The organism is Paenibacillus sp. FSL R5-0473, assembly GCF_038004565.1.
Lineage (GTDB): Bacteria > Bacillota > Bacilli > Paenibacillales > Paenibacillaceae > Paenibacillus > Paenibacillus amylolyticus.
In genome coordinates, this window is sequence record NZ_JBBORL010000001.1 from 2,234,402 (window position 1) to 2,256,911 (window position 22,510).

General features: G+C 42.0%; 20 protein-coding genes. 6 read left to right on the top strand and 14 right to left on the bottom strand.

Translation table 11 applies throughout. The features are described 5' to 3' along the window. The first annotated feature begins 125 nt into the window (after window positions 1-125). Window positions 126-1,145 (top strand): alpha/beta fold hydrolase, encoded by a 1,020-nt coding sequence (locus MKY28_RS09795; RefSeq protein WP_340935846.1) that lies wholly within the window; start codon window positions 126-128, stop codon window positions 1,143-1,145. Here MKY28_RS09795 and MKY28_RS09800 read toward each other — a convergent pair. From MKY28_RS09800 to MKY28_RS09830, 7 genes are all read right to left on the bottom strand, one after another. Beyond that, window positions 1,125-1,361 (bottom strand): hypothetical protein, encoded by a 237-nt coding sequence (locus tag MKY28_RS09800; RefSeq protein ID WP_340935847.1) that lies wholly within the window; start codon window positions 1,359-1,361, stop codon window positions 1,125-1,127. The genes MKY28_RS09795 and MKY28_RS09800 overlap by 21 nt on opposite strands. Window positions 1,362-1,433: 72 nt before the next feature. After that, entirely contained in the window at window positions 1,434-2,474 is a 1,041-nt protein-coding gene (locus tag MKY28_RS09805) for an NADH:flavin oxidoreductase (RefSeq protein ID WP_340935848.1), read from the bottom strand. A gap of 205 nt (window positions 2,475-2,679) precedes the next feature. Beyond that, the gene (locus MKY28_RS09810) at window positions 2,680-3,255 is read right to left on the bottom strand and encodes a TetR/AcrR family transcriptional regulator (RefSeq protein ID WP_036613929.1); all 576 of its coding nucleotides are present in this window, start codon (window positions 3,253-3,255) and stop codon (window positions 2,680-2,682) included. 240 nt (window positions 3,256-3,495) lie between these two features. Next, window positions 3,496-4,101 (bottom strand): GNAT family N-acetyltransferase, encoded by a 606-nt coding sequence (locus tag MKY28_RS09815; RefSeq protein WP_340935849.1) that lies wholly within the window; start codon window positions 4,099-4,101, stop codon window positions 3,496-3,498. A 303-nt stretch (window positions 4,102-4,404) separates the two neighbouring features. After that, window positions 4,405-4,650, bottom strand: a complete 246-nt coding sequence (locus MKY28_RS09820; protein ID WP_076317753.1) for a hypothetical protein — start codon at window positions 4,648-4,650, stop codon at window positions 4,405-4,407. A gap of 600 nt (window positions 4,651-5,250) precedes the next feature. Then, window positions 5,251-6,414: an MFS transporter gene (locus MKY28_RS09825; protein ID WP_255319873.1), complete on the bottom strand. Its 1,164-nt coding sequence runs from the start codon at window positions 6,412-6,414 to the stop codon at window positions 5,251-5,253. Between the two features lie 450 nt (window positions 6,415-6,864). Next, entirely contained in the window at window positions 6,865-8,727 is a 1,863-nt protein-coding gene (locus MKY28_RS09830; RefSeq protein ID WP_340935850.1) for a beta-glucoside-specific PTS transporter subunit IIABC, read from the bottom strand. Between the two features lie 415 nt (window positions 8,728-9,142). Here MKY28_RS09830 and MKY28_RS09835 point away from each other — a divergent pair, with 415 nt between their 5' ends. Further along, on the top strand, window positions 9,143-9,895 hold the full coding sequence (locus tag MKY28_RS09835) for a MurR/RpiR family transcriptional regulator (protein WP_076250570.1): 753 nt from the start codon (window positions 9,143-9,145) through the stop codon (window positions 9,893-9,895). A gap of 92 nt (window positions 9,896-9,987) precedes the next feature. Here MKY28_RS09835 and MKY28_RS09840 read toward each other — a convergent pair whose 3' ends face one another. The 3 genes from MKY28_RS09840 to MKY28_RS09850 form a co-directional block, all read right to left on the bottom strand. Next, window positions 9,988-11,160 carry an MFS transporter gene (locus MKY28_RS09840; protein ID WP_340935851.1) on the bottom strand — a complete coding sequence of 391 codons (1,173 nt, stop codon included), beginning with the start codon at window positions 11,158-11,160 and terminating at the stop codon, window positions 9,988-9,990. A gap of 133 nt (window positions 11,161-11,293) precedes the next feature. Continuing rightward, window positions 11,294-12,718 (bottom strand): glycoside hydrolase family 1 protein, encoded by a 1,425-nt coding sequence (locus tag MKY28_RS09845; RefSeq protein ID WP_036673607.1) that lies wholly within the window; start codon window positions 12,716-12,718, stop codon window positions 11,294-11,296. A 424-nt stretch (window positions 12,719-13,142) separates the two neighbouring features. Further along, window positions 13,143-14,648: an FAD-dependent oxidoreductase gene (locus MKY28_RS09850; protein WP_340937890.1), complete on the bottom strand. Its 1,506-nt coding sequence runs from the start codon at window positions 14,646-14,648 to the stop codon at window positions 13,143-13,145. A gap of 165 nt (window positions 14,649-14,813) precedes the next feature. On the opposite strand from MKY28_RS09850, the gene MKY28_RS09855 reads away from it, so the two are divergent. Beyond that, window positions 14,814-15,383, top strand: a complete 570-nt coding sequence (locus MKY28_RS09855) for a TetR/AcrR family transcriptional regulator (protein ID WP_076327468.1) — start codon at window positions 14,814-14,816, stop codon at window positions 15,381-15,383. 302 nt (window positions 15,384-15,685) lie between these two features. On the opposite strand, the gene MKY28_RS09860 is transcribed toward MKY28_RS09855, so the two are convergent. Next, the gene (locus tag MKY28_RS09860; RefSeq protein ID WP_256721204.1) at window positions 15,686-16,051 is read right to left on the bottom strand and encodes a nuclear transport factor 2 family protein; all 366 of its coding nucleotides are present in this window, start codon (window positions 16,049-16,051) and stop codon (window positions 15,686-15,688) included. Between the two features lie 350 nt (window positions 16,052-16,401). Between MKY28_RS09860 and MKY28_RS09865 the strand changes: the two genes are divergently transcribed. The 3 genes from MKY28_RS09865 to MKY28_RS09875 are packed head-to-tail and all read left to right on the top strand — an operon-like array spanning window position 16,402 to window position 19,331. Further along, a complete protein-coding gene (locus MKY28_RS09865; protein ID WP_340935852.1) occupies window positions 16,402-17,364 on the top strand; it encodes a phosphatidylinositol-specific phospholipase C/glycerophosphodiester phosphodiesterase family protein in 963 nt (320 codons plus the stop codon). Next, window positions 17,351-18,049, top strand: a complete 699-nt coding sequence (locus MKY28_RS09870) for a response regulator transcription factor (RefSeq protein WP_036613934.1) — start codon at window positions 17,351-17,353, stop codon at window positions 18,047-18,049. Before MKY28_RS09865 ends, MKY28_RS09870 begins: the two co-directional genes overlap by 14 nt. Further along, a complete protein-coding gene (locus MKY28_RS09875) occupies window positions 18,024-19,331 on the top strand; it encodes a sensor histidine kinase (protein ID WP_340935853.1) in 1,308 nt (435 codons plus the stop codon). Before MKY28_RS09870 ends, MKY28_RS09875 begins: the two co-directional genes overlap by 26 nt. 122 nt (window positions 19,332-19,453) lie before the next feature. Here the strand turns inward: MKY28_RS09875 and MKY28_RS09880 are convergent, their stop codons facing one another. The 3 genes from MKY28_RS09880 to MKY28_RS09890 form a co-directional block, all read right to left on the bottom strand. Continuing rightward, window positions 19,454-20,149 (bottom strand): hypothetical protein, encoded by a 696-nt coding sequence (locus MKY28_RS09880; protein ID WP_340935854.1) that lies wholly within the window; start codon window positions 20,147-20,149, stop codon window positions 19,454-19,456. Window positions 20,150-20,253: 104 nt separating this feature from the next. After that, window positions 20,254-21,648: a sensor histidine kinase gene (locus tag MKY28_RS09885; protein WP_340935855.1), complete on the bottom strand. Its 1,395-nt coding sequence runs from the start codon at window positions 21,646-21,648 to the stop codon at window positions 20,254-20,256. 41 nt (window positions 21,649-21,689) lie between these two features. Continuing rightward, window positions 21,690-22,397 (bottom strand): response regulator transcription factor, encoded by a 708-nt coding sequence (locus MKY28_RS09890; RefSeq protein WP_340029315.1) that lies wholly within the window; start codon window positions 22,395-22,397, stop codon window positions 21,690-21,692. Window positions 22,398-22,510 lie beyond the last annotated feature (113 nt).

Genomic DNA, 22,510 nt, shown 5'->3' on the forward strand with positions numbered 1-22,510 from the left:
TTTCAATTTTATTGAATACTATCTTGAATTCTATTCACTTTTATTGAGAGTATCACAGCTCTATACTGAGTACAAGAGATCACAGTGAACATGTGGTTTTTCATTTTGAAGGGAGCAATTATACGATGGATTATGAAATTTTTAATTTGGGTGATGTACTCTTACAATCAGGAGTGACGTTACCAAACGCTTATCTCGCTTATCAAACTTACGGAAAATTCAATGAACAGAAAGATAATGTTATTGTCTATCCAACGGCTTTTGGTGATCAGCATATTCAGAATGAATGGCTCATTGGCAGCGGGATGGCACTGGATCCAGAGAAATATTTTATTATCGTTCCGAATTTGATGGGCAATGGACTCTCTTCCTCTCCCAGTAACACGCCTCCTCCATTCGATCGGGCTAACTTTCCACAGGTAACCATCTATGACAACGTACGTTTCCAGCACCAACTGCTGACCGAAAAATTCGGTATTGAAAAGATTGCTCTCGTCGTCGGGTGGTCGATGGGCGGCATTCAGGCATTTCAATGGGGGGCAAGTTACCCGGAGATGGTTGAACGAATCGCACCTTTCGGAGGCATCGCCAAACCTTGGCCACACACATTTGTGGTCCTGGAAGGCGTGAAAGCTTCGCTGCTATCTGCAGTCGGCTTCGACTCAAGTAAATTAAACCAACTAAGTTCTACAGACATGCGTGCTGTTGGTCGGGTCTATGCAGGATGGGGACTATCACATGCGTTTTATAGAGAAGAGCTATACCGTGAGATGGGATTTGACACATTGGAGGATTTTGTAGCTGGTGTCTGGGAAAATAGCTTTATGAATATGGATCCGCATAATGTTCTGGCCATGTTATGGACAGGCCAACATGCTGATATCAGTGCAAATCCCTCCTATAACGGAGACTTTGATAAAGCACTTCAGAGCATAAAAGCTTATGCCTGTATCATGCCGGGAAGCACGGATCTCTTCTGCACAGCGGCTGATAATGAATACGAAGCTAAGCGTATACCTAATGCTATCTTGAAACCAATCCAATCGATCTGGGGCCATTTTGCCGGTCGTGGAATCAACAGTGCCGATAATCAATTTATTGATGAGAATTTAAAACACTTGTTGTCACTTAGCACTAATGAATAGATCGTCACTTGCATGGGAATTCAGTGAAGAGAAGCGTTGATCTTTCAGAGGGAGAGTTCCCCCAGCAGTGGTGTTGTTGAGTGATGATGTAGAAATTAAGCAACCAGCAATAATGAAGTTGAGGACCTTATCCGATGTTTCTTTTGCATCCTCTGCCAGTCTCATTTCTATGTCTTTCATCATTAATTCCACCGAATAACTCACTCTGGTTGGCATTACAAACACACCTCCAAGATGATCTTGAAGGTGTGTTTGATTAATACATATTCCTAATGATTATAACTACAATTAAGTAAGTACAGTCATCGCCTCTCTTGTGAATGGAACCAGATCATCGGTACGTCCTTCTTGAATTTTCTTAACCCATTCAGGGTCGACCAGAAGAGCACGGCCTACAGCAACCAGATCAAACTCATCATTCTGAAGTCGTTGTACCAATCCTTCGATACTGGCGTTACTTGCGCCTTTACCTTCTGTGAACAGACTTGTAAAGTCACCATCAAGACCAATCGATCCAACAGTGATTGTCGGTTTACCAGTCAGTTTTTTGGTCCATCCAGCAAAATTCAGATCAGACCCTTCGAATTCCGGCTCCCAGAAACGGCGTGTGGAACAGTGGAAGATATCGACTCCAGCTTGAACCAACGGTGCGAGAAGCTGCTCCAGTAATTCCGGTGTTTCAGCCAATTTAGCCTGATAATCATCTGTCTTCCACTGAGATAAACGCAGTACAATCGTGAATTCCGGTCCCACTACTTCACGGCAAGCCTCTATCACTTCAACTACAAAACGTGTGCGAGCCATCATATCTCCACCGTAACGATCCGTACGAGAGTTGGTTTTCTCATACAGGAATTGGTCGATCAGATAGCCGTGTGCTCCATGGATTTCAACACCATCGAACCCAACGCGTTTCGCTTCTGAGGCTGCTTGTGCGAATTCCTGAACGATTGTAGCAATCTCAGCTTCCGAATAATCATTAACATGACCTTTGGCTCCCATATGCCAGATCTGTGGAATAATTTGACCACCAGCTTCATGTACTTCAGATACAACATGTGCCCAACCATTCATTGCAGCTTCGCCATAAAAGTGCGGCACATTGGCTTGATTGGATGCATCCGGATGATTAATTATTGTCCCTTCCGTCACAATAAGCCCCACTGCGTTCTCTGCTCTGCGGCGGTAATAGCCCGCAACATTCGAACCCGGGATACCGTCCGGAGAAAATTGACGCGTCATCGGCGCCATCACGATCCGATTGGATAACTTCAAGTGACCTAACTCTATAGGTTGGAACAATGCTTCTACGGATTGAGAATAATTCATAATAACCTCCATATATTACGTTTTATATAAATTGACCTAGGGGATGTTAAACAGCAACAAGCCTGGTTAACAGCTAGACGTTATTTCCAAATGAATCAATACACGATTTTTAACGAAAAGCCCCACCTCCTTCAAGGTTTCGTGGTGTATTAATCCGCCTTTAATTATTTTTGACTTCGTAGTCAAGAATTTCACAAAAAAAAGATCAAGACATGATCATGCCAAATGAAGTACGCAGAACCGTCTCGATCTGTTCACGGGATGAACCTGATTTCTCCATAACTCTCACACCAAGAATGGTGTTATTTAGATAAGATGCAAGCTCTATACTCGTATACCGGTTGGAAATTAACTGTTGTTTCTGGCCACTACTTATGATCTTCTCTAATACCAGTTGAATCTCTTCTGCCATGAGCTCAGCTTCGCGTGTGACCTGCTCGTCATCTGTTCCGAATTCGAGTGATGCATTCACAATTAGACACCCTTGGCAGCTAGTTTCATCGTCTAAAAGGGAATATCGTAAGGTATTCAGTTTATCAACGGGAGACGAATCCAGGGCTTCAATCTCTTTCAGTTTCGCTATAACCTGTTCACGGTAAATTGCCAGCGCCTTCAGGAACAACGATCGCTTGTCTTTAAAAACACAGTACAAACTTTGCTTTTTGACTCCTGTAGTACGCGTAAGGTCCTCATAAGAAGTTGCTTTGAAGCCTTGATTCCAGAACACTTCCATAGACTGGTGTAATACACGATCGACATCAAATTCTCTTGGTCTGCTCATGGGATTAATGTATCAGTTATTGACCACGCAGTCAAGAACTGATCATTTTACATCCTGTTTGAAAGAGGATAGTCACAATGGATAAACATAAATTTTTATATAAATGAACAAAAGCACCGATCCACCCAAAAGTGTGAAGACTGGTTCTTCATATGTCCGTTTTTAATAGTCTCTACATTAAACTAAACACAAAAGAGAATGTTTATCCCCATTCATTTCCACAACTCCATTGAATGCAGTCTAACTCTTTCGGTAAGCAACCTTGTGAAAAGCATTGATATAACGAAACAATGCTTCACCATCATCAGGCACATGCGTACTTGTATCCAGTGGCAACATCATTGCCTGATACGGCTCTGGCACCATTCTATATTGATGGACATAGGAGGTTAGGATGAACCCGTTGCGTTGCCAGAACTGAATGCGCTCCTGATGAGCCTCCGTTGTCCCGAACTCCGCCTCGATAATCATACCTTTGATCCGGTGTTCCCTTAACGCCCAGGCTCTGAGCTGCTCCAGCATCCAGGTCCCTATGCCCCACCCACGCATCTTCTGTTCAACCGCGAGGTAATCGATGATCAAGATGCGGTCCGCAACCTTCCCCTCCAGTCCAGTAACAGCCATCGCAACCACTTCTCCATGATGCACGCCTGTGTGTAAATAACCAATCTTCCGGTCCAGCATACTGCGCAGAATCGCTTTTGTCTTAGCGCCGCTTTGAAAAGCCTCATGATAGATTCGCTCCATCCGCGCCCACAATGCTTCATCCCACTCCTCTATAGTCGTAAACTCTAATTCCAGCATCTCATTCGCCTCCAGCTTTAATTCAGATTTATCGTGATTCAAGACATGTAAGAGATATTCCTTCCGGTTTAATGGATTATGATCGTATCTTGTACATGAAGGCACTTCACCATCGAAGGGCTGATAGCCATAAAATCCGGGCGGGTTCGACCTCTTTTTTCTGCAATTCTGAAGACTGTAGCATGTCTTTAATCTTAAAAGTTTATGTTTTTATCGTTCGCATATCTGGCGTATATTCACAAAATTCATCTACCCTACCCGTTAACGTAATGAAAGCTGCCGACACAGGCAGCTTCATTCTCGTCGTTTATTCAATTATAGTTTCTACGTTAGCGTAATAAAGCATTAACTTTTAATATCTTCTTTAGCCTTTTGTTTATATCGAATTATGGAAAGAGGTAAATTAACTACTCCAAGAATAAAAGAAGAACCAATAGATATCCATTGAGATATTGAAGGATAATTCGGTTTTCCGTCTCCTACAGGTCCTATTTTGGGTTGGTGGCTATCCCACAAAACATATAAGAGACCAACAGCAGGTAACAATATGCAAATTACACTTGCAACTATATGTAACACATACTTGTTCAATCCTACCCCTCCATTTATTGTATTCATGTCTTGAACTCTGTTTATATTATAACGTTATCTAAAACGGGAAATTACACTAACCTACTCCTTAGTTTAACAAAAATTTTTCTCCTTTAAGATATTTCCTAAAATAGTTTTCAATAACTGATGGAAAATTTGCCGCTAAGGATTGTTGTTCATATCGACCAAATAAAAAATTCTTCTAATAACTCGACATAATTCTCTTCCAGTTGATTTACTTTGCTATACGATGAAATAAATACTTTCCTATTATCAGATGAAAGATGCAAATTTGAGAATTGTTAGTTGTGGTGTAACAAGGCTTGGAGGTTAGTACTCGCCTCAATCGGTACATAAAATGTATGCGGAAACCGTCGATAAGCTTGACGAGATCGTGTCTACGGCTTCATTCGCTGCGAACTTAATCCCATCACATCAAACTTTGGTGCAGTTGGACCTACTATCATTGGGTTAATGAGTTATGAATTATAAAACAAAGAAAGCAGCTGATCACTTGGGTCAGCTGCTTTCTTATTGTTATAGAAGGTTTTATACATCGTTAAGAGGCATGTAACAAACGAAGATGATACAAGTGTTTATTTATTGCAAAGATTTTTTCGTTTGTTTTCTTTTAGATAGAGAGTTATCAAGCAACGTTGTTACGATGCCAATCACAAGGGCAAGCGCACCGATCCATGGGATGTAGTTCAACAAACTGTGGTTGACAGCAATACCCCCGATACCAGCTCCGGCAGCCATTCCAACTTGTCCAATCGCGCTATGCAAACTAAGTACAATGCCTGAAGCAGCGGGAGCGAGACTTATAAGCTGAAATTGGATCGGCGTACCTGAGGACCAGGCTGCTATTGCCCAGAAAATAAGTAATATATATAGAAGAAATATGGATTGGCCTATAAACGGGAACAACAGTAATGCAGTGGCATGGAGTATCATTCCACCAGCTAGTGTACGGAATGTACCCCATTTATCTGTACTGAGTCCTCCTATTTTGGAACCAATAGCACTAGCGATACCAAATATAAACAGGGCTAACGTTACACCTTGATCACTCATGCTAAATATATCAAGGAGATACGGTGAAATGTACGTAAATAAAATGGAATATGAGCCTAACCACACGAACGTAATCAGTAACGCTGCTGCAATACGCGGTTGCATGATGAATTTAAACTGATCACGCAAAGGAACAACTTCTTCAGCAACCACTTTGGGGATGATCAGCAGCGCTAGGAATAAGAGAATAAGTCCTATTACTCCAAGACCAATAAATATGATGTTCCAATCATAATGGGAAGCTACAACCCTGCCTATGGGTACACCGATAACTAATGCCGTACTATTTCCCATAATAACAGTAGCAATTGAACTGCCTTGCTTTCCTGGAGCAGCCAAAACCGCAGCAAGAGTAAGGAGCGTAACCTGAATAACACCGGCACTAAGTGCTGAAATAATTCTAGCTACGATAAGCATCTCATATCCTGTTATCGTTGCAATTAAAATGTTAATAACAGAGAATACAGTTAATGCATAAACTAAGAGTTTTTTTCGATCTAATTTAGATGTGAAAGCAATTAAAAAAGGAGTACCTACGCCAAATGCTATAGAGAACACTGTAATTAGCTGTCCAGCAGAAGAAACTGAAATGTTGCTAGATTCAGCAATTTTGTCTAGGATCCCGGCAATAACATATTCTGATGCGCCATTAAGAAAACTAATTACAGCTAATAAATATATTTTCCACATATTTTTCAACAATTGCACCTTCTTATTTCTGTATTTCTAGAAAAATAGATTAATTAACTATTCACTAAAATAAATATTCTACATTCACTCATCTGGGACAAAACCGTTTTCTATATATGCCCCTTCTATTGAATTAGTAGCTAAAGACCTTCCCACATTAAAACAGCCGCTAATTGAATGGTTAGACTCATTTGTGTGTTCCACCTTTCAGTGTTAACTCCATAAGAGATTTCTCCATATTCAGAGTAATCCTACCTATCCGTCTGTAATAAATTTTGTTTTGCAAAACTTATGTTACTTTTATTATTCAAATAAATATATACATTTTGGCATTTTAGTTTGAATTAACATGAGATCACATTTGTTACTCAAAAGTAACGCAGTGTTTTATTAAAAACGGCAGCGTTCCAGAGATAACTTGGAATCACTGCCGCTATTAATAACATCAAATTAGGCTTTGACTGTGTACATCAATTCTTTTTCATGAATTGTGGTACGCCCAGCCGATTGCACATCGGTATATTGAAACATGTTCGTAATAATGACTGGCGTAATCATATTGTAACCCGCTTTTTCGATCTCTTCACGGTCAAATTCCATCAATAGATCGCCTACGGATACTTTAGCTCCTGCCTGTACCTTTGGTGAGAAATATTGGCCTTTCAGCTTTACAGTATCAATACCGATGTGAATCAGCATCTCTGCGCCAAGATCACTTACGAGACCAATAGCATGTCCACTCTTGGACACAGATATTACTGTGCCGTTAACCGGAGATACTGCACGTCCTTCAGCAGGTTGAATGGCAAATCCTTTACCCATCATTTCTTCTGAAAAAGCAGGATCTGGAACTAGGCTAAGTGGCTTAACTTCCCCATTCATGGGGCTGAATATTTGTTGATCCTGTAATGTAGTGTCTTCAGTTACTACAGGTGTAGTTGTGGATATTGCTGATGGTGCAGCTGCCTCTTCCTGGAAGCCCAGAAAATAAGTAATTACGCTAGCTACAACGAATGCAATTAAAGCAGCAATCAGTGCAAAGAGCAGGTTGCTAATGTCTGGACCGACATATGAGGCAGCTCCCGGAAGGCCTACAGTGCTAATGAAATAGGCTTTAACAGAAAAGGTTCCCAGAAACGCCCCAGCGACTGCGCCCCCAATGAGCGCTGCAATAAATGGTTTTTTGAATTTCATGTTAATTCCGTACATGGCAGGCTCCGTAATTCCCATAAGAGCGGTCAGTCCTGTAGAATATGAAAGTGATTTGGTTTGGGTGTTTTTAGACTTGAAGCCCACACCAAATGCAGCACCACCCTGGGCCATATTAGCTGCGAACATTAACGGAACGATAAAATCGTAACCAAGTGTTGCAATCGAACCAACTGCAAGCGGCAACAGTGCATAATGCATGCCTGTAATAATCAGCACAGACATTGTGCCACCAATCAAGATACTTGCCAAAATGGATACGTTATCAAATAACCATCTGATACCCCCAGATAAACCGTTTCCAATAATGCCACCCAGTGGCCCGATCGCGATCAAGGTTAGTGGTACCATGATGAGTAACGTAACAGTTGGTACAACAATCAGTTTCAGTGAAGAATGAGTGATGCGGTCAATCGCTCTCTCCACGTAAGCAGCGATCCAGATTGCAATGACGATGGGAATAACCGATGATGCATAGGATGTGGCAATAACCGTAATGCCTGCAAACGAAGTATTACCCTCTTGAAGCAACGCTGTAATGGTTGGATGCATGAGACCAGCCGCTAGTGCAGCACCTACATAAACATTGCTCCCCATTTTCTTCGCAGCACTAATGGCCAGAATAATGGGCAGGAAGTAGAATGCGCCATCGCCAACCGCAGACAAAATGATATAGGTTGAACTTGTATTCGTCATCCAACCAAGAGCCACCAGAATGGACACGATCCCTTTGATCATACCTGCGCCAGCAATTGCTGGCAGGATTGGCGTGAACATGCCCGAGATGAAATCAAATAATGCGCTGATCGGATTTCTTTGTTTCTTTCCACCTTTTGGAGCACTCTCTCCGTTAGGCTTCATGCTCATATTGTTCACTAGTGCTTTGTACACTTCGGAAACTTCATTGCCAATAATCACCTGAAACTGTCCACCGTTTTCCGTTACACCCATAACGCCAGGTGTGTTTTTTAACGTCGTTCTGTCTGCTAGATTGTTATCGTTTAGATTGAATCTGAGTCGAGTCATACAGTGCGTAACTTGATCGATATTCTCTTCCCCACCAACCAGTTTGAGAATATCTTTGGACAATTGTTGTTTATCCATGATGTAAGGCTCCTTCGACGTATATTAAGGTAGTAAAGCTAAATTTTTGAGGATGGCAAAACAAACTCATTATGTTTTCATATGACAGCTATTGTGACATTCTCAAGCAGACTAAGGAAGCTCAACAAGCTTGAAACTGGAACTAGTTAAGGGTAGGTTGGTTTATTCGTTGCCACCTTCGTTCTCTGACCATGGACGCGTTAGCCAGTTATAATGGAAGTGCGAAACATATGTTATAACGTCATGTTACTCAGAACAGAGAAGAAAATATATATTGTTTAAGTGTTTAGTTTCCTTTGACACGAAATGATTTTTGTAACAAAAATGTAACGCGTTGTTTTTTGCGCATAGGTAATGTATACTGCCTAAGCAGGTTACCTATTATTTTTATTATGGTCTAAGGGAGTGTATATCCATGTTCACCAGTGAACAAATCTCATCCTATAATGAATTGGAACTATCTTTATATAACTATATTTCTCAGAACATGGAAAAAGTGGCGTACATGCGGATTAGAGAGCTGGCCGATGAAACTCATGTATCTACAGCCACCATTATGCGATTTTGCAGAAAGAATCAATGTGAGGGATTTTCGGAATTTAAAGTAAAACTTAAGATGCTCATTTCCCAAAAGGGTAAACTAACGAAGCAGGAGTTAAAAAGTCCACATCATGCTGTGTATGAGTTTTTTGAACGTTCTCAATCTCCTGAATTGGAGGAAAAAATTCAAACGGCAGCAAAGTTAATTGCTAAAGCCAGTAGCGTCATTTTTATTGGTATCGGGAGCTCTGGAATAATGGGTGAGTATGGAGCCCGATTTTTCTCAAATCTAGGGATATGCTCCGTGTACATAAAAGATCCTCATTATCCTGTTCATATCAAAATGCAAAAAGACAGCGTTACGATTGCATTATCTACGCGAGGTGAAAACCCGTATGTTCTACCTTATCTCCAACGGATCAAGCAGGAGCAAAATAAAATTGTGGCGATAACAAACAATCGCCAATCCACCATGGCTAAAATATCAGATGTGAATATCCCTTATTATGTAAAAGAAGAGTATTATGAATCCACTAACATCACCACTCAGGTTCCTGTTGCGTTCCTTTTAGAATGGCTGGGACGAGAGGTTTTCAAAGAAATGGTAAATACAGAATTAGAGCTATGAGAGAGAACCCGATCTTTTTATAAACACGCACCAGAAAGAGAGCCCTCTAGGCTCTCTTTTCAGTCTTAATGGCTCTCAATGGGAAGACTACGTTAGATGCTTTCCATTACTTTTTTCCCTCGTGTTGCTGCAATTTGCGTCATAATCATTAGGATGATGATCACAATCATTCCAATCATAGCAGGTGTGAAACTATTGGAAGCATCATGAATCCAACCCAGCAATATTGGACCCATCGCTCCAATAACATACCCAGCAGATTGCTGCATCGCTGACCAGGAAGTTGCATCGTTCACATTGGTTGTAGAATCAATCGGTAACATCAGGTTTAAAGTGAACAAGCCCCCTGCTCCAACTCCAAAGAGTACAACGGAAACCATCGGTATGAAATTCATCATCAATAAAATCAACCCAACAATCATGAACAGAGATTCACCAACCATCCATACTCTTTTTGAAGGAAAGTTCTTCAATAATATAGGAAGTACAAAGCTAATTGGGATTTGGATGACAACAAATATGGTCAGACAAAGCGTTGCATAGGATTTGCTATACCCCATTTCCTGAATCATTAACGGGAGCCACGCTGTAAAAGAATAAAACAACATAGCCATTAATCCAAATGAAAGCGTAAGCGTCCATGCGCTTCTATTTCCCCAGGGAAGTTTAATTTGCGGACGTTCTTTTATTTCACTCACATGAACAGATTCAGATCGCGGCTTCACCATGATCCACCAAACGATCGCTGCCACAAAGGCAATTAATGCCCACCCTCCTACCGCTGTCTGCCAAGAATTGAAGTATGCCTCTAAGGGAATGGATACCATTGAACTAACTGCAGCCCCTACAGTGATCGCAATACTATAGAGTGCAATCATGGATGGCACATGATCGGGAAAATACTTTTTAATAAAACCTGAAGTTAACGGGCCAATCGAAGCGATCCCGATACCTACGATCAATGCGGATAAAAGTAAAACGAACGTAGACTGTGTAAATAGCCGAGTGGCTATTCCGATTCCCACCACAATCAGGGAATATCCAATGATTCGTTCTATTCCCCATTTCCCACTTGCTTTGACGGCAAAAGGTGAAAATACGCCCATACATAGTACAGGTATTGAAGTTAGCAAACTGGCTAGTGCAGCGCTCATCCCCAGATCTTCCCGAATCGTATCTAGCAGCGGAGATATAGAATTAATAGCTGGGCGCAAATTCAATGTAGCAACAAATAATGCAATTATTAAAAACATTTTTTTTCTCATATTCTGCTCCCTAATCGTTCAAATATCAATATTAAATTAAGAAAGAGCCGCTGACTGGCGGCCCTTTCTTAATTTATTCTGTAGGCCTGTACGCTAATCTGTAATATACGTATTCCAACATCAGCACCTGTTGCTATTCACGAAACAAGCTGCTCCCGTTGCTCTGAATGATATCTTTATACCAGTGGAAGGATTTCTTACGATAGCGTTCCAATGTTCCTGAACCATCATCATGACGATCCACATAGATGAATCCGTACCGTTTTTTCATCTCTGCAGTTGTTGCACTAACCAAGTCAATACAACCCCATGATGCATATCCCATCAATTCAACACCATCTTGAATGGCTTCAGCAACTTGAAGCAAGTGCTCCTTCAAATATTTAATGCGATAATCATCAATAACGGTTTTATTACCATTTCCGTCCGTAATCAGTTCATCTACGGCTCCTAATCCATTTTCAACGATGAATAATGGCTTCTGATAACGATCATACATCGCATTCATGATGTACCTTAAGCCTTGAGGGTCGATCTGCCAGCCCCAATCACTCGCGGTCAAGAGCGGATTAGGAACACCACCAATCAGGTTTCCTTCTCCTTTAATTTGCTTGGCTGGATCAGCCGTTTCGCAACTACTTTGGTAGTAGCTAAAGGAAATAAAGTCAACGGTATTTTTCAGAATTTCTTCATCGCCAGGTTCAAAATGAATGGTAATTCCGTTATCTTTCAAATAACGTTTCATGTAGCCTGGGTAGTAACCACGCACATGGACATCCGTGAAACCTGTATTCTTATGATCAGCTTCCATCACTTTGATCATATCATTAGGGTCAGGAGTCAATGGGTAAATCGGCATAGCAATGACCATACAACCAATTTTGAAATCAGGGTTAATTTCATGCCCTATTTTAACCGCCAGAGCACTTGCAACAAACTCGTGGTGAACCGCTTGGTACAGATCCTGTTTGCTAAGTTGATCCGCATGCGTGTTAATCCCGCCGCCCACAAACGGGTGTTCCAGAATAGAATTAATCTCGTTAAATGTAAGCCAATACTTCACTTTGTCTTTATATCTGTCGAAAATGGCTCGCACATACCGTTCATAGAAACCGATCATTTTTCGATTCGCCCAGCCATCATATTCCCTAACGAGATGTAGAGGAGTCTCATAATGAGAGATCGTAACTAGAGGTTCAATTCCGTATTTCCGGCACTCGTCAAAAAGGTTGTCGTAAAATTGGAGGCCTTTTTCGTTTGGCTCAAGTTCATCCCCTTTGGGGAAGATTCTGGACCAGGCGATAGACGTGCGGAAAACTTTGAAACCCATTTCGGCAAGGAGTTTAATGTCCTCCTTGTATCGATGATAGAAGTCAATTGCGATTAACTTCATATTCTCCTCTGTTGGTTCTGTTGTTGGAGGTGTCTGAATGCCGTGCGGCATGATATCCGAAATGGATAGTCCTTTCCCGTCCTCTAGATATGCACCCTCAATTTGGTTCGCAGAGACGGAACCGCCCCACAAAAAACCATTAGGAAATTGAAATGTTTGACTCATTTAGTAAGCCCACCTTTCTTTTAAACCTTCAGCTGATCTGGATAAAAAACGAATCCCGCTTTATCGGTTTTTTATCATGTATTTGTTTGCACAACTTATGCTACATAGATTAATTCATAAAATATATGTTATTTCGTATTTAGTTCAAGGTATCACAGATTCACATTTGTAACATAAAAGTAACACAGTGTTTCAAATGGTTGCTGCATGCTAGCTCGAGGGTAACTTTACTTTTAATAAGCGGAATGGCTCCGGTCAAACAGGGTGCAGCCTCCTCACTTGCGAGCACCGTCACCTCGTTATTCAATTGTACGTCCTCATTCAAACATGAAAGAAACCCAAGGTCTATGGAATCACCTGGGTTTCTCGACTATTAGTTGTGGTGGTTGTACTCACCCCTACACACAGCTTTTAAGTTGTTTTATTAGCTCATCGCAGGCTGAAGAGTTTCCAGCAGTTTCTTAATCTCTTCATCATAGTCCAGTTGGAATAAAGGAATGATCTCATCTAATTTTTGCTGGTACAAATCCGGATCCTGGACACGAAGCGCTGCTCTTAATTCCATTTCTTCTTCTGAACCATTGTCGTTCAAAATCATGTCCAGGACATCCGCTTTGAAATATTCACTTGGAGGAAGGATCAAAGCATTCATCAGGAATTGCATAAAAAAGAGATGGTTATCTTTTTCCTGATCCGCTTTTTTCATCGCTTTCTTCGTAAATAAGTTGATATATTTCTGAGCAAAATCCACTCCTTTCAGTTCATAAGGCCCACCATGTTCTACCCCTCTCCAACGCAGGTCAGCCACGGAACTAAGCCACCAAGCCGGATCGATGGCCTGCTGCATACGCAGCAATACGTTCCGTTCAAACTGCGGATCGGGATGCAAGCGCTGTGCTTCCAAACATTTTCCTATAGTCTCAGCTTCGATCGCAGCAACGGTGATGCCTTGTCCATGAATTGGATCAAAGCTGCAAAATGCATCACCAAGGACGAGTAAACCAGAGGGCCAATCTTCCATGAGTTCAAAATGCTGACGAATAGACTCGGATATACGATATCCGCGCGGCCCTTGCACAGGCTCCAACCGTTCCATCAACTCCACAATTTTATCTGAAGCAAATAGATGCTTGAGTTGTTCTTGAAACTCCTCTGGCTGAGTTGAAGGATACTCCTCCCCTCCAGCATTGAAAAGAATGAGTCCAGCGATATCATCTTCAATGCGCGTAAATATGCCTGCACGAATACCTTGCTCAGGATCTGAATCAGACATCACGAATTCATTTGGAATAGAGGATTTTATTTTGTAATAACGAGTGCTATAACCAAGAGATACCTTTAGCACTTCTGGTTCTGGCACATTCAACCTTATTTTATCAAGCCACCTAATCAATTTGGAAGAACGTCCTGAGGCATCAATAACCATATCCGCTGGAAGTTGGTCTTCCCTTTTTTCACCGCTTCTTTCTTTGGTATAAATGCCTGTAACAGCATGCTGGTCTTCAGATACGATGAGTCCGGTAACTTCCATACTTGTTAAGAAGCTTATATGAGGGATATTTTGGATTCGTTTGCGCAGCACCCATTCCAGCAAAGCTCTGCTGCACGATGCAATTTTTAATGAAGAAGGATCCTCTTTGTTAACTAATGTACCGTATCGATTAGTAACTATAAGCTTCTCATCGTGTGAAGAGATCGCTCCCAATGCTATCAATTCGTCATTGTATCCTGGGAAATAATGTTCCATAATTAGCGCGCCGCGTGGTTGTACACGGTGTGGATGAAAAGATTGAGGCACACCCTGTCGGTTATTTGGCTCCGAAGGGAATTCATCCCTCTCAATCACACATATTTCCTCATAATAATCAGCTAACATTCTTGCAGTAATTAATCCAGCAATCCCTGCTCCGATCACCACAGCTTTTTTCATGTCAGACACTGAAGATTCATCCTTTCTAGAAATTAGATTTTAATCTACACTTGTAGATCAATCAAAATATTACTTATAATACCAATATATAATCAAAATTTCTTTTATAGTAAGAATCAATATAGCGATGGCATATAGTTAAACTACGATATGGAAGTGGTGTAGATGAAAATCAATGAAAAAAAGCTTGATTTAAGAGTTGCCAGGACTCATAAATTGTTAATTACGGCCTTTAGAGATCTGTTATCTGAGCAAGGCAAACTATTCAGCAATATCACGATTAATGAGATATGTGATAAAGCGATGGTTCACCGTACAACGTTTTACAAACATTTTGAGGATAAATTTGCGCTGTTATCCGCTACCCTCACGTGGGTTCTTCAGGATTATTTACAAATGAGTATAGAAGATCGGCTTCGGCAGCCCTTGCAAAGCCTATCTAGATTCATGTTGGAGAATTTACTGGAGCCGATTGTTCAAAACCAGAAGAATGACAAGGGATTTACTGACTTTTTCAAAAACTATATCGGAGATATATCCAGAAGAGATTTTCTGGAATTAAAAAGAAGAGGTAAACCATTTTCACCTCCCATAGAACTCTTAGCCGAATATCATTCAGGGGTCATTAGTTTACTTGTGACGTGGTGGATATATCATCTTGAAGAAGATGTTACGGCAGAACAGATGGATGAGTATTACTATCAAATGGTTAACGAGAAAATCATGTTAGACTAGCATGAAGCTCACTCTACGCGACGTACCTAGCCAAGTTATCCAGCCTGACCTATTTTCACCACCAGAATAAGAAGGTATCTTATTGTTGAGATAAAATAAAAACCGATGGGCATTTTACTTATGTAAAGTCCCATCGGTTTCTTTAGTTTTAGGATAGTTCGGTTGAAGGCCACAGATGCTGTGAATCTAAAATATAAGTCGATAAAATTATGTCTACTGATCAAAAAAATGGGTTACTATGTAGCAAACTAGCAATGGTTGCTTACCAGAGGCCTATGAAGTAACAACCACCTATATTCATCTTACGAGTTATATTCATTGTAAGCATCTTCAGTCGTCTGCACGTTCTTCAGATACACGATCTGCCCTGACTCGTTCACACGCATAATATCTATACCCGCCTTCGCATACACCGTGCCATCTACTGCTTGCCCGCATACTGCCCAGTTAGTTCGATAACTGCCGTCGGGCTGAAGAACCCATGCATCCCACATATGTTTAATGTCTTTATTGTATTCATAAAAAGTCTTAATAACCACCTCGAATCCTGTACGACTGCTACCGTTTGAAACAATTTCAGCATTCTGCGTGAACAGGGATAACAAGTCCTTCATAGCCCGATCGTCAGTGCGAGATGCATCAAACAAGCGATAATAATTATTTAACATCGTGATGTTTGCATCGGTGTTCAGAGAGTTGGTAGTATTGCCAGCGGTAAGGCCATAAATTTATCCTTTTCAAATTAAAAATTCAGATCTGTTAATACTTGTTGATTACCAAAAAAACTCTTCTTAAACTCTGAAGTACCAATTTCATTTCATTCGGGGTCATTGAACAGTGCATACGGGGGGCGTGACTAGGCGGAAAGTTGTGACTGTGAATGTCTTCTCTTCAGTGAAGAAATCTCGTTTGGTAGTGAAATGTAAAAACTTCATAAATTCCTTCGTTTTTATACGACTCCTTCTTCATTTGCGTCCTGTAGTATGTCTTACATCGGGATAACGAAGGAGCACAACGAATGAAGAAAACGATGATGTTAACCTTACTCATAGTCATTACGGCAGGAATGATCTGGTTCAACTGGGGGCTTGTTAGGACAGGTCAGAATCAGCCGGACTCTACATTTGGCACCAGCGGCTGGCAGGAAAATAGGCTTATTGCACATGCATTTGGTGGAGTTAACGGGGCTAGCTACACCAATTCTTATGAGGCGTTTATAACCAATTACAATAGAGGGTACCGTTTGTTCGAGGTTGATCTGGTGCAGACGACGGACGGGAAACTTGTAGCCAGACATGATTGGTCGCAGAAGCTACAGCCGGATTTGGCCACTCATCGCGGACGAAACGTAACAAAGCTTCAGTTTGCAAACTCGCTTATTATGGGAAGATTCCGCCCTCTTACCCTGCCGGACATACTGCAGATGATGAAGCAATATCCTGATTTTGACTTAATTGTGGATACGAAAGCAGGCAGCAAAGAGCAAATTCAGCAGCAGTTTGCGCATCTAGTCAATGAGGTTCGACGTACGGATCCTGCACTGCTCAACCGGATTATACCTGAAATTTTCAGCCCGGAAATGTATGACACGGTTATGGGAATCCACCCCTTTCCAAACAAAATATATTCACTTTACAAAACTGGCGCCTCCGCCGAAAGTATTGTAGAATTCGTAAGGGACAAACAACTGACAGCGGTTGCCATGCCTGTATACCGTGTGTATCTAAACCCCAATTTAGTTCCAACACTACATAAGTTTGGGGTGAAAAGCTATGTTCACACCGTCAACAGCAGACCGGTTATGCAGATTCTGTCCAGGTTCGGGGTGCATGGATTTTACACGGATCAGGAAGAATCACCAGCGGAGCTGATGCTTGCAGACGCTCCCCCCGGCCATGTTGAATTTTCGGGATACATGAGTTCCGGATTAGTAAATATAAGAAATATCGTGATGAAGGTGAGAATTAATGGCTATAAATAACATTCTTGTTGTAGACGATGAACCGGAAATTCGAGAAGCGCTCGTTATTTATTTGAAAAGCGAAGATGTGGATGTATTAACTGCCTCTAACGGATTGGAGGCGCTGGAAATTCTTGAACAAGAAACCATTCATCTTATTATCATGGACAACATGATGCCACAGCTCGATGGAATTAAAACGACATTTAAAATTCGTGAAAACAAAAATATACCGATCATTATGCTTTCCGCCAAGTCAGAAGATAGCGACAAGATTTTGGGACTCAACGTTGGGGCTGATGACTATATTACGAAGCCGTTCAATCCTCTAGAGCTGATCGCTAGAGTCCGATCTCAGCTGCGCCGGTTTACGAATTTAGGTTCCTTCCAGTCAAACGGGGATGAGCTCATTCAAGTAAGAGGACTCGTGTTGAACAAAAGCTCGAAGACTGTTGAGATAGATGGAGAGGACGTCAGATTGACCCCGAAAGAATACAAAATTTTGGAGCTGCTGATGGAGAACAAGGGCAGAGTTTTCTCAATCGAAGAGATTTATGAGCGCGTGTGGAATGAACTGATCTTCACTTCAGAGAATACGGTTGCCGTACATGTGAGAAACATTCGTGAAAAAATTGAAATCAATCCCAAAGACCCAAAATATTTAAAGGTGGTATGGGGAATTGGATACAAAATCGAGAAAAAATAAAGCCGATCGGAAGGTTCCAATTGACCTTATTGTCATCATTGTCGCCGCGATTTTATGGAGCCTCGTACTCATAAACAGGTATTCATACACGGGGTTGAGTCTGAGCTATTCAACTTCAAGTTACATCCAGGCACTGCTTGCCATTATTATTCTTTGCCTGCTGGCAAGCAGACTGTTTCTTTATTTTAAGGCACCCCATAGTAGTCGTTCCTTCTGGCATGGCAGTCTGCTGATGGATTACTTTCATATTTGGAGAACCGGTCTTAGAGCCAGTTTACAAAACTGGAGACTAACGTTTGGCCTCATCATGATGCTTTTGCTAACCGCGATGGCCGGCATTTGTATTTGGCAGGCAGTCACATATTACGGACAGGGGTGGCTTCTACTTTATTTGTTGCTCTACGTGTTGTTCTTGGTTCCATATATACTTTCCAAGCTTAGAAGATTCATCGCCATTATCAACGGGAGCAAAGAGATTGCCGAAGGGAACATTCAGAACACAATTCAGGATACCGGCAAGGATGATCTATCCAAGCTTGCTGGCTATATTAACAATATGAAAGCCGGGTATCAAAGCGCGCTGGAGAATCAGATGAAGAGCGAACGGTTAAAAACAGAGCTGATTACCAACGTATCGCATGATTTGAAGACCCCACTTACTTCTATTATCAACTATGTTGATTTATTAAAAAAAGAAAATCTGTCTACAGAGACCACCCGAGCCTATATTGAAACCCTGGACCGGAAGGCGCTACGGATGAAGCTGTTGATTGAAGACCTGTTCGAAATCTCAAAGATGGCCAGCGGTACAGTAGAGCTGGATATTGAGTACGTCGATGTCGCGACATTGTTGACACAGGCGATTGCCGAGTCCAACACCAGTATAGGACAAGCGTCGCCTGTGATTCGGGAGAGGATTGCGAAATTCCCGATCCATGCACATTTGGACGGCAATAAAATTTGGCGTGTATTCGAAAATTTAATTGGCAACGCGCAGAAATATTCGCTTCCGGGAACCAGAATCTATATTTATTTGGACGAGTCTGATGATCTGGTGCTATTCAAAATTCAAAATACTGCTGCTTATGAGATTGATTTTGCTGCGGAAGAGTTGTTCGAGCGTTTCAAAAGAGCAGATGAATCCCGCCAGACAGAAGGCTCCGGCCTAGGGCTGTCTATTGTGAAAAGTATCGTTGAGCTGCACGGCGGGGAGATCAAAATTGAAATTCATGGTGATCAATTCAACGTTATTCTGCATTTGCCCAAGCAGCGCTTAATTTAAAAGTCCTAAAACTACGTTAACCCTCAATGCTCCTTTTCAGGAGTATGAGGGTTAACTTTTCATTTTTATCAGGTACTAAAGGTGAATCGTATGAATGGCTTACCAACATCGATTCCTAAATATTAGTCCAGAAGGCTGTAGATCTGAATGCTCTCCACCTTGGCATCCTTGATATGGAACGACATCACATCCACATAATTGGATGGCTCGTAACGGAAGTCATCCTCCTCATTAGGGGCTCCATCACCAAGCAGTTTCCCCTCAGGGTAGGCGTTTTTGAGTGTATCCAGGCTATCTCCTGCTTTAATGTTTCGCACTGTCGCGTACTTGGGATCTGTGATTTCGATATGAAAGATGGAGTCTTGTTTTCCCTCTGGTATACTGATTGTTTTAATCTCCAGACCAGGATACGTATAGACCTTTTCTGTAAAACCGATTAACGTATCCATGTTTGTTCCATCGTCGGCACTGTACGTATGAGATTTCAGGTTATCCGGTTTGCCCAGCATCTGTTCCATCTGATCTTCATTCGCTGTATCCGAAATCGCAATGGTGTGCTCATTATAGACAAAAGCAAGCTCCTTTAGCACCACATTACCTTCCTTCTCCATCGAACCTTCCTTAATAGCTTCAGTACCCTTTTCTTCAGAACTTTCGGAAGCAGGAGCATTTGTTGCTCCTTCGCCTTTGCTCTGTTCATTCGCTGTGTTCTGTCCGGTTGCTGGGGGCGTAGCATCATTGGACTGACAGCCCGCTAATGCCACCGTTAGTAGAGCACCTAGTACGATAACACCTGTTGCTTTGTTTATCAATTTCATCATGATCCCTCCATAAATGTGTGATTTGTTCTTATGAAGTGATTATAAATAAATCATTTGTTAGTCTCATAACAGAAATGTACCAATCTTGTAACGTTAATTATTTACCCGCGTGTTTCCGCACGGGGCAACACAATCGTAACGGTTGTTCCTTCCCCGATTTGACTTTCCATGTCAATATAACCATTAAACCGCTCGACAATCTCCTTGCAAATAGAAAGCCCAAGACCTGAACCGTTCGCTGTGCTTGCATTTTTCGCCCGGTAAAAACGTTCCTGCACTCGCTCCAGCTCATCGCCCGCGATACCAATACCTTGATCACGTATCCGTATAACTACCTCGCTTGGCGTATGTTCCAAATTTAATTCGAGCAGCGATGGACTGCCGGAATATTTGATGGCATTGTCCACAACGTTGGCGATTGCATGGGACATCAGCATTGGATTCACGTTGGCGTAAACTCTTGTTTTACCCTCATCATCCGGTTCTTCCTCCTCCTGACTAACTCTGATCTCTATCCCTTTATCCTTAGCCTTGGCACCCATACTCATTGCAACTTGCTGAATCAGTTCGTTCATCTCCGTTTTCTCGACTTCCAGTTCGTTAGAACCAGCCTTGTCGAATCGGGATAACAACAACAGTTCATTAATCAAACGTGTCAGCCGATCTGATTCCTGCAGCAGGTGAGCATAGATTTTTTGCAACTCCTTGTCCTCGTTCTCCCCTTCAACCAAGTACTGAGAGAAACCACGAATGGCTGCCAAGGGTGTTTTTAACTCGTGAGATACGTTGGAGACAAATTGTTTCTGGTACTGAATGTAGTCATGAAGCTGCCGCCCCATGGAATCCAGTCCATCTGCCAGCATGCCCAGTTCATCCTTCCGGTTGAGATGAACTCTCCGAAACTCCTGTCTAGAGAAACTTTGCGCAGCGCTAAGCAACAGTTTAATCGGCTTGGTTGTGTTACGGGCAATCCACAGGCTGGATAAGGTAATCAGCACAATAAATCCGCCTGCACCGACAAACAGGATATAACGGATTTGATCCATAATCGCATAAAAGTAGGAAATGTCCTCCACGAACTCATACACATAAGCGTTCTCGTAGAATTGATCCTGAATGGGCGTAGCAAAATAAAGCAGATGATTTTCCGTAACGGTGTAGGCATAACTGCCGCTCAGTGCTTTCTCAATATTCTTTTCAAAAATAAGAGGTTTGCCATCATTAATGATGATGCCATCCACGGCCAGGCCCAGCAACTGCTTGGAGCTGTCATAGATACGTACTTCCTTGCCCGAAGCTTTCAGCTTCTCTAGAGCAAGTCTGACAATTTCTTTTGTCTGCGGCTCTCCTGAGGATGACCTGTGCTGAGATAACACCTCACGGAAGGACAACTCGGACAGATCCGCTTTCTCCATCATCTGTTTCTCAATGGTAATGAAGCTGTAGTAATCGATGGCTTTATTCACCGCAAAAATGATGATGCCAAAGGACAGCACGGAGAAAAATAAATAATTCAGCAGTAACCGGGTTGCATACTTCAGGCCTCGCCACCTCCAAGTTGATAGCCAAATCCATAGATCGTCCTGACATACTTCGGTTCGTCTGCGTTATCCTCCAGCTTCTTCCGTAATCGCATGATGGTCATATCTACACTGCGACTGTCTCCCATAAAATCATATCCCCATCCGATCTGCAGCAGCTCATCCCGGGTAAAGATTTTGTCTGGCCTTTTGAGTAACGTTTCCAGAATTTTAAACTCTTTGGCCGTTAAAGACACGGGTACACCGTTTTTCAGCACCCTGCGGCTTTCCAGATCAAATGTCAGCTCTTCATGAATGATGCGTGTAGATTTCAATTCTGTACCTTCACTTGATTCTTCCTTGTTCTCGTTTCTTCTCAGAATGACCTTGATCCGAGCGAGCAATTCACGATTGTCAAAGGGTTTGGTCATGTAATCTTCCGCCCCTAGCTCTAGTCCCAACACTTTGTCGATTACCTCGTTTTTGGCAGAGAGCATGATCACAGGAACGGCACGTTTCCCGGTGATTTCCTTGCATAGGTCATATCCGGAGCAGTCAGGCAACATCAAATCAAGCACCACTATATCGGGTTGAAAAGAGTCGAGCAGCTGCAAGCCCGTTTTGCCGTCCTCTGCGGTCTGCACATCGTAGTTTTCTCGCCTTAGCACCAGCTCAATTAAATCTCGAATTGCGATTTCATCATCAATGACTAGGATTTTCTTCAACTGTACACCCCTATCTAGCCTTGTTTTCACCAGCTTCAATCAACTATTAACCCATCTTAGCACAGACACTTTAGATTCCTCCACCAACTGGAAGGTGAGGTATATTCCACTCA

What these genes read in the sequence shown, in the direction of transcription:
- MKY28_RS09795 (WP_340935846.1), top strand. Translation starts at nt 126, where the DNA reads ATGGATTATGAAATTTTTAATTTGGGTGATGTACTCTTACAATCAGGA.
- MKY28_RS09800 (WP_340935847.1), bottom strand. Translation starts at nt 1,361, where the DNA reads ATGCCAACCAGAGTGAGTTATTCGGTGGAATTAATGATGAAAGACATA.
- MKY28_RS09805 (WP_340935848.1), bottom strand. Translation starts at nt 2,474, where the DNA reads ATGAATTATTCTCAATCCGTAGAAGCATTGTTCCAACCTATAGAGTTA.
- MKY28_RS09810 (WP_036613929.1), bottom strand. Translation starts at nt 3,255, where the DNA reads ATGAGCAGACCAAGAGAATTTGATGTCGATCGTGTATTACACCAGTCT.
- MKY28_RS09825 (WP_255319873.1), bottom strand. Translation starts at nt 6,414, where the DNA reads ATGTGGAAAATATATTTATTAGCTGTAATTAGTTTTCTTAATGGCGCA.
- MKY28_RS09830 (WP_340935850.1), bottom strand. Translation starts at nt 8,727, where the DNA reads ATGGATAAACAACAATTGTCCAAAGATATTCTCAAACTGGTTGGTGGG.
- MKY28_RS09835 (WP_076250570.1), top strand. Translation starts at nt 9,143, where the DNA reads ATGTTCACCAGTGAACAAATCTCATCCTATAATGAATTGGAACTATCT.
- MKY28_RS09840 (WP_340935851.1), bottom strand. Translation starts at nt 11,160, where the DNA reads ATGAGAAAAAAAATGTTTTTAATAATTGCATTATTTGTTGCTACATTG.
- MKY28_RS09845 (WP_036673607.1), bottom strand. Translation starts at nt 12,718, where the DNA reads ATGAGTCAAACATTTCAATTTCCTAATGGTTTTTTGTGGGGCGGTTCC.
- MKY28_RS09850 (WP_340937890.1), bottom strand. Translation starts at nt 14,648, where the DNA reads ATGAAAAAAGCTGTGGTGATCGGAGCAGGGATTGCTGGATTAATTACT.
- MKY28_RS09855 (WP_076327468.1), top strand. Translation starts at nt 14,814, where the DNA reads ATGAAAATCAATGAAAAAAAGCTTGATTTAAGAGTTGCCAGGACTCAT.
- MKY28_RS09860 (WP_256721204.1), bottom strand. Translation starts at nt 16,051, where the DNA reads ATGTTAAATAATTATTATCGCTTGTTTGATGCATCTCGCACTGACGAT.
- MKY28_RS09865 (WP_340935852.1), top strand. Translation starts at nt 16,402, where the DNA reads ATGAAGAAAACGATGATGTTAACCTTACTCATAGTCATTACGGCAGGA.
- MKY28_RS09870 (WP_036613934.1), top strand. Translation starts at nt 17,351, where the DNA reads ATGGCTATAAATAACATTCTTGTTGTAGACGATGAACCGGAAATTCGA.
- MKY28_RS09880 (WP_340935854.1), bottom strand. Translation starts at nt 20,149, where the DNA reads ATGAAATTGATAAACAAAGCAACAGGTGTTATCGTACTAGGTGCTCTA.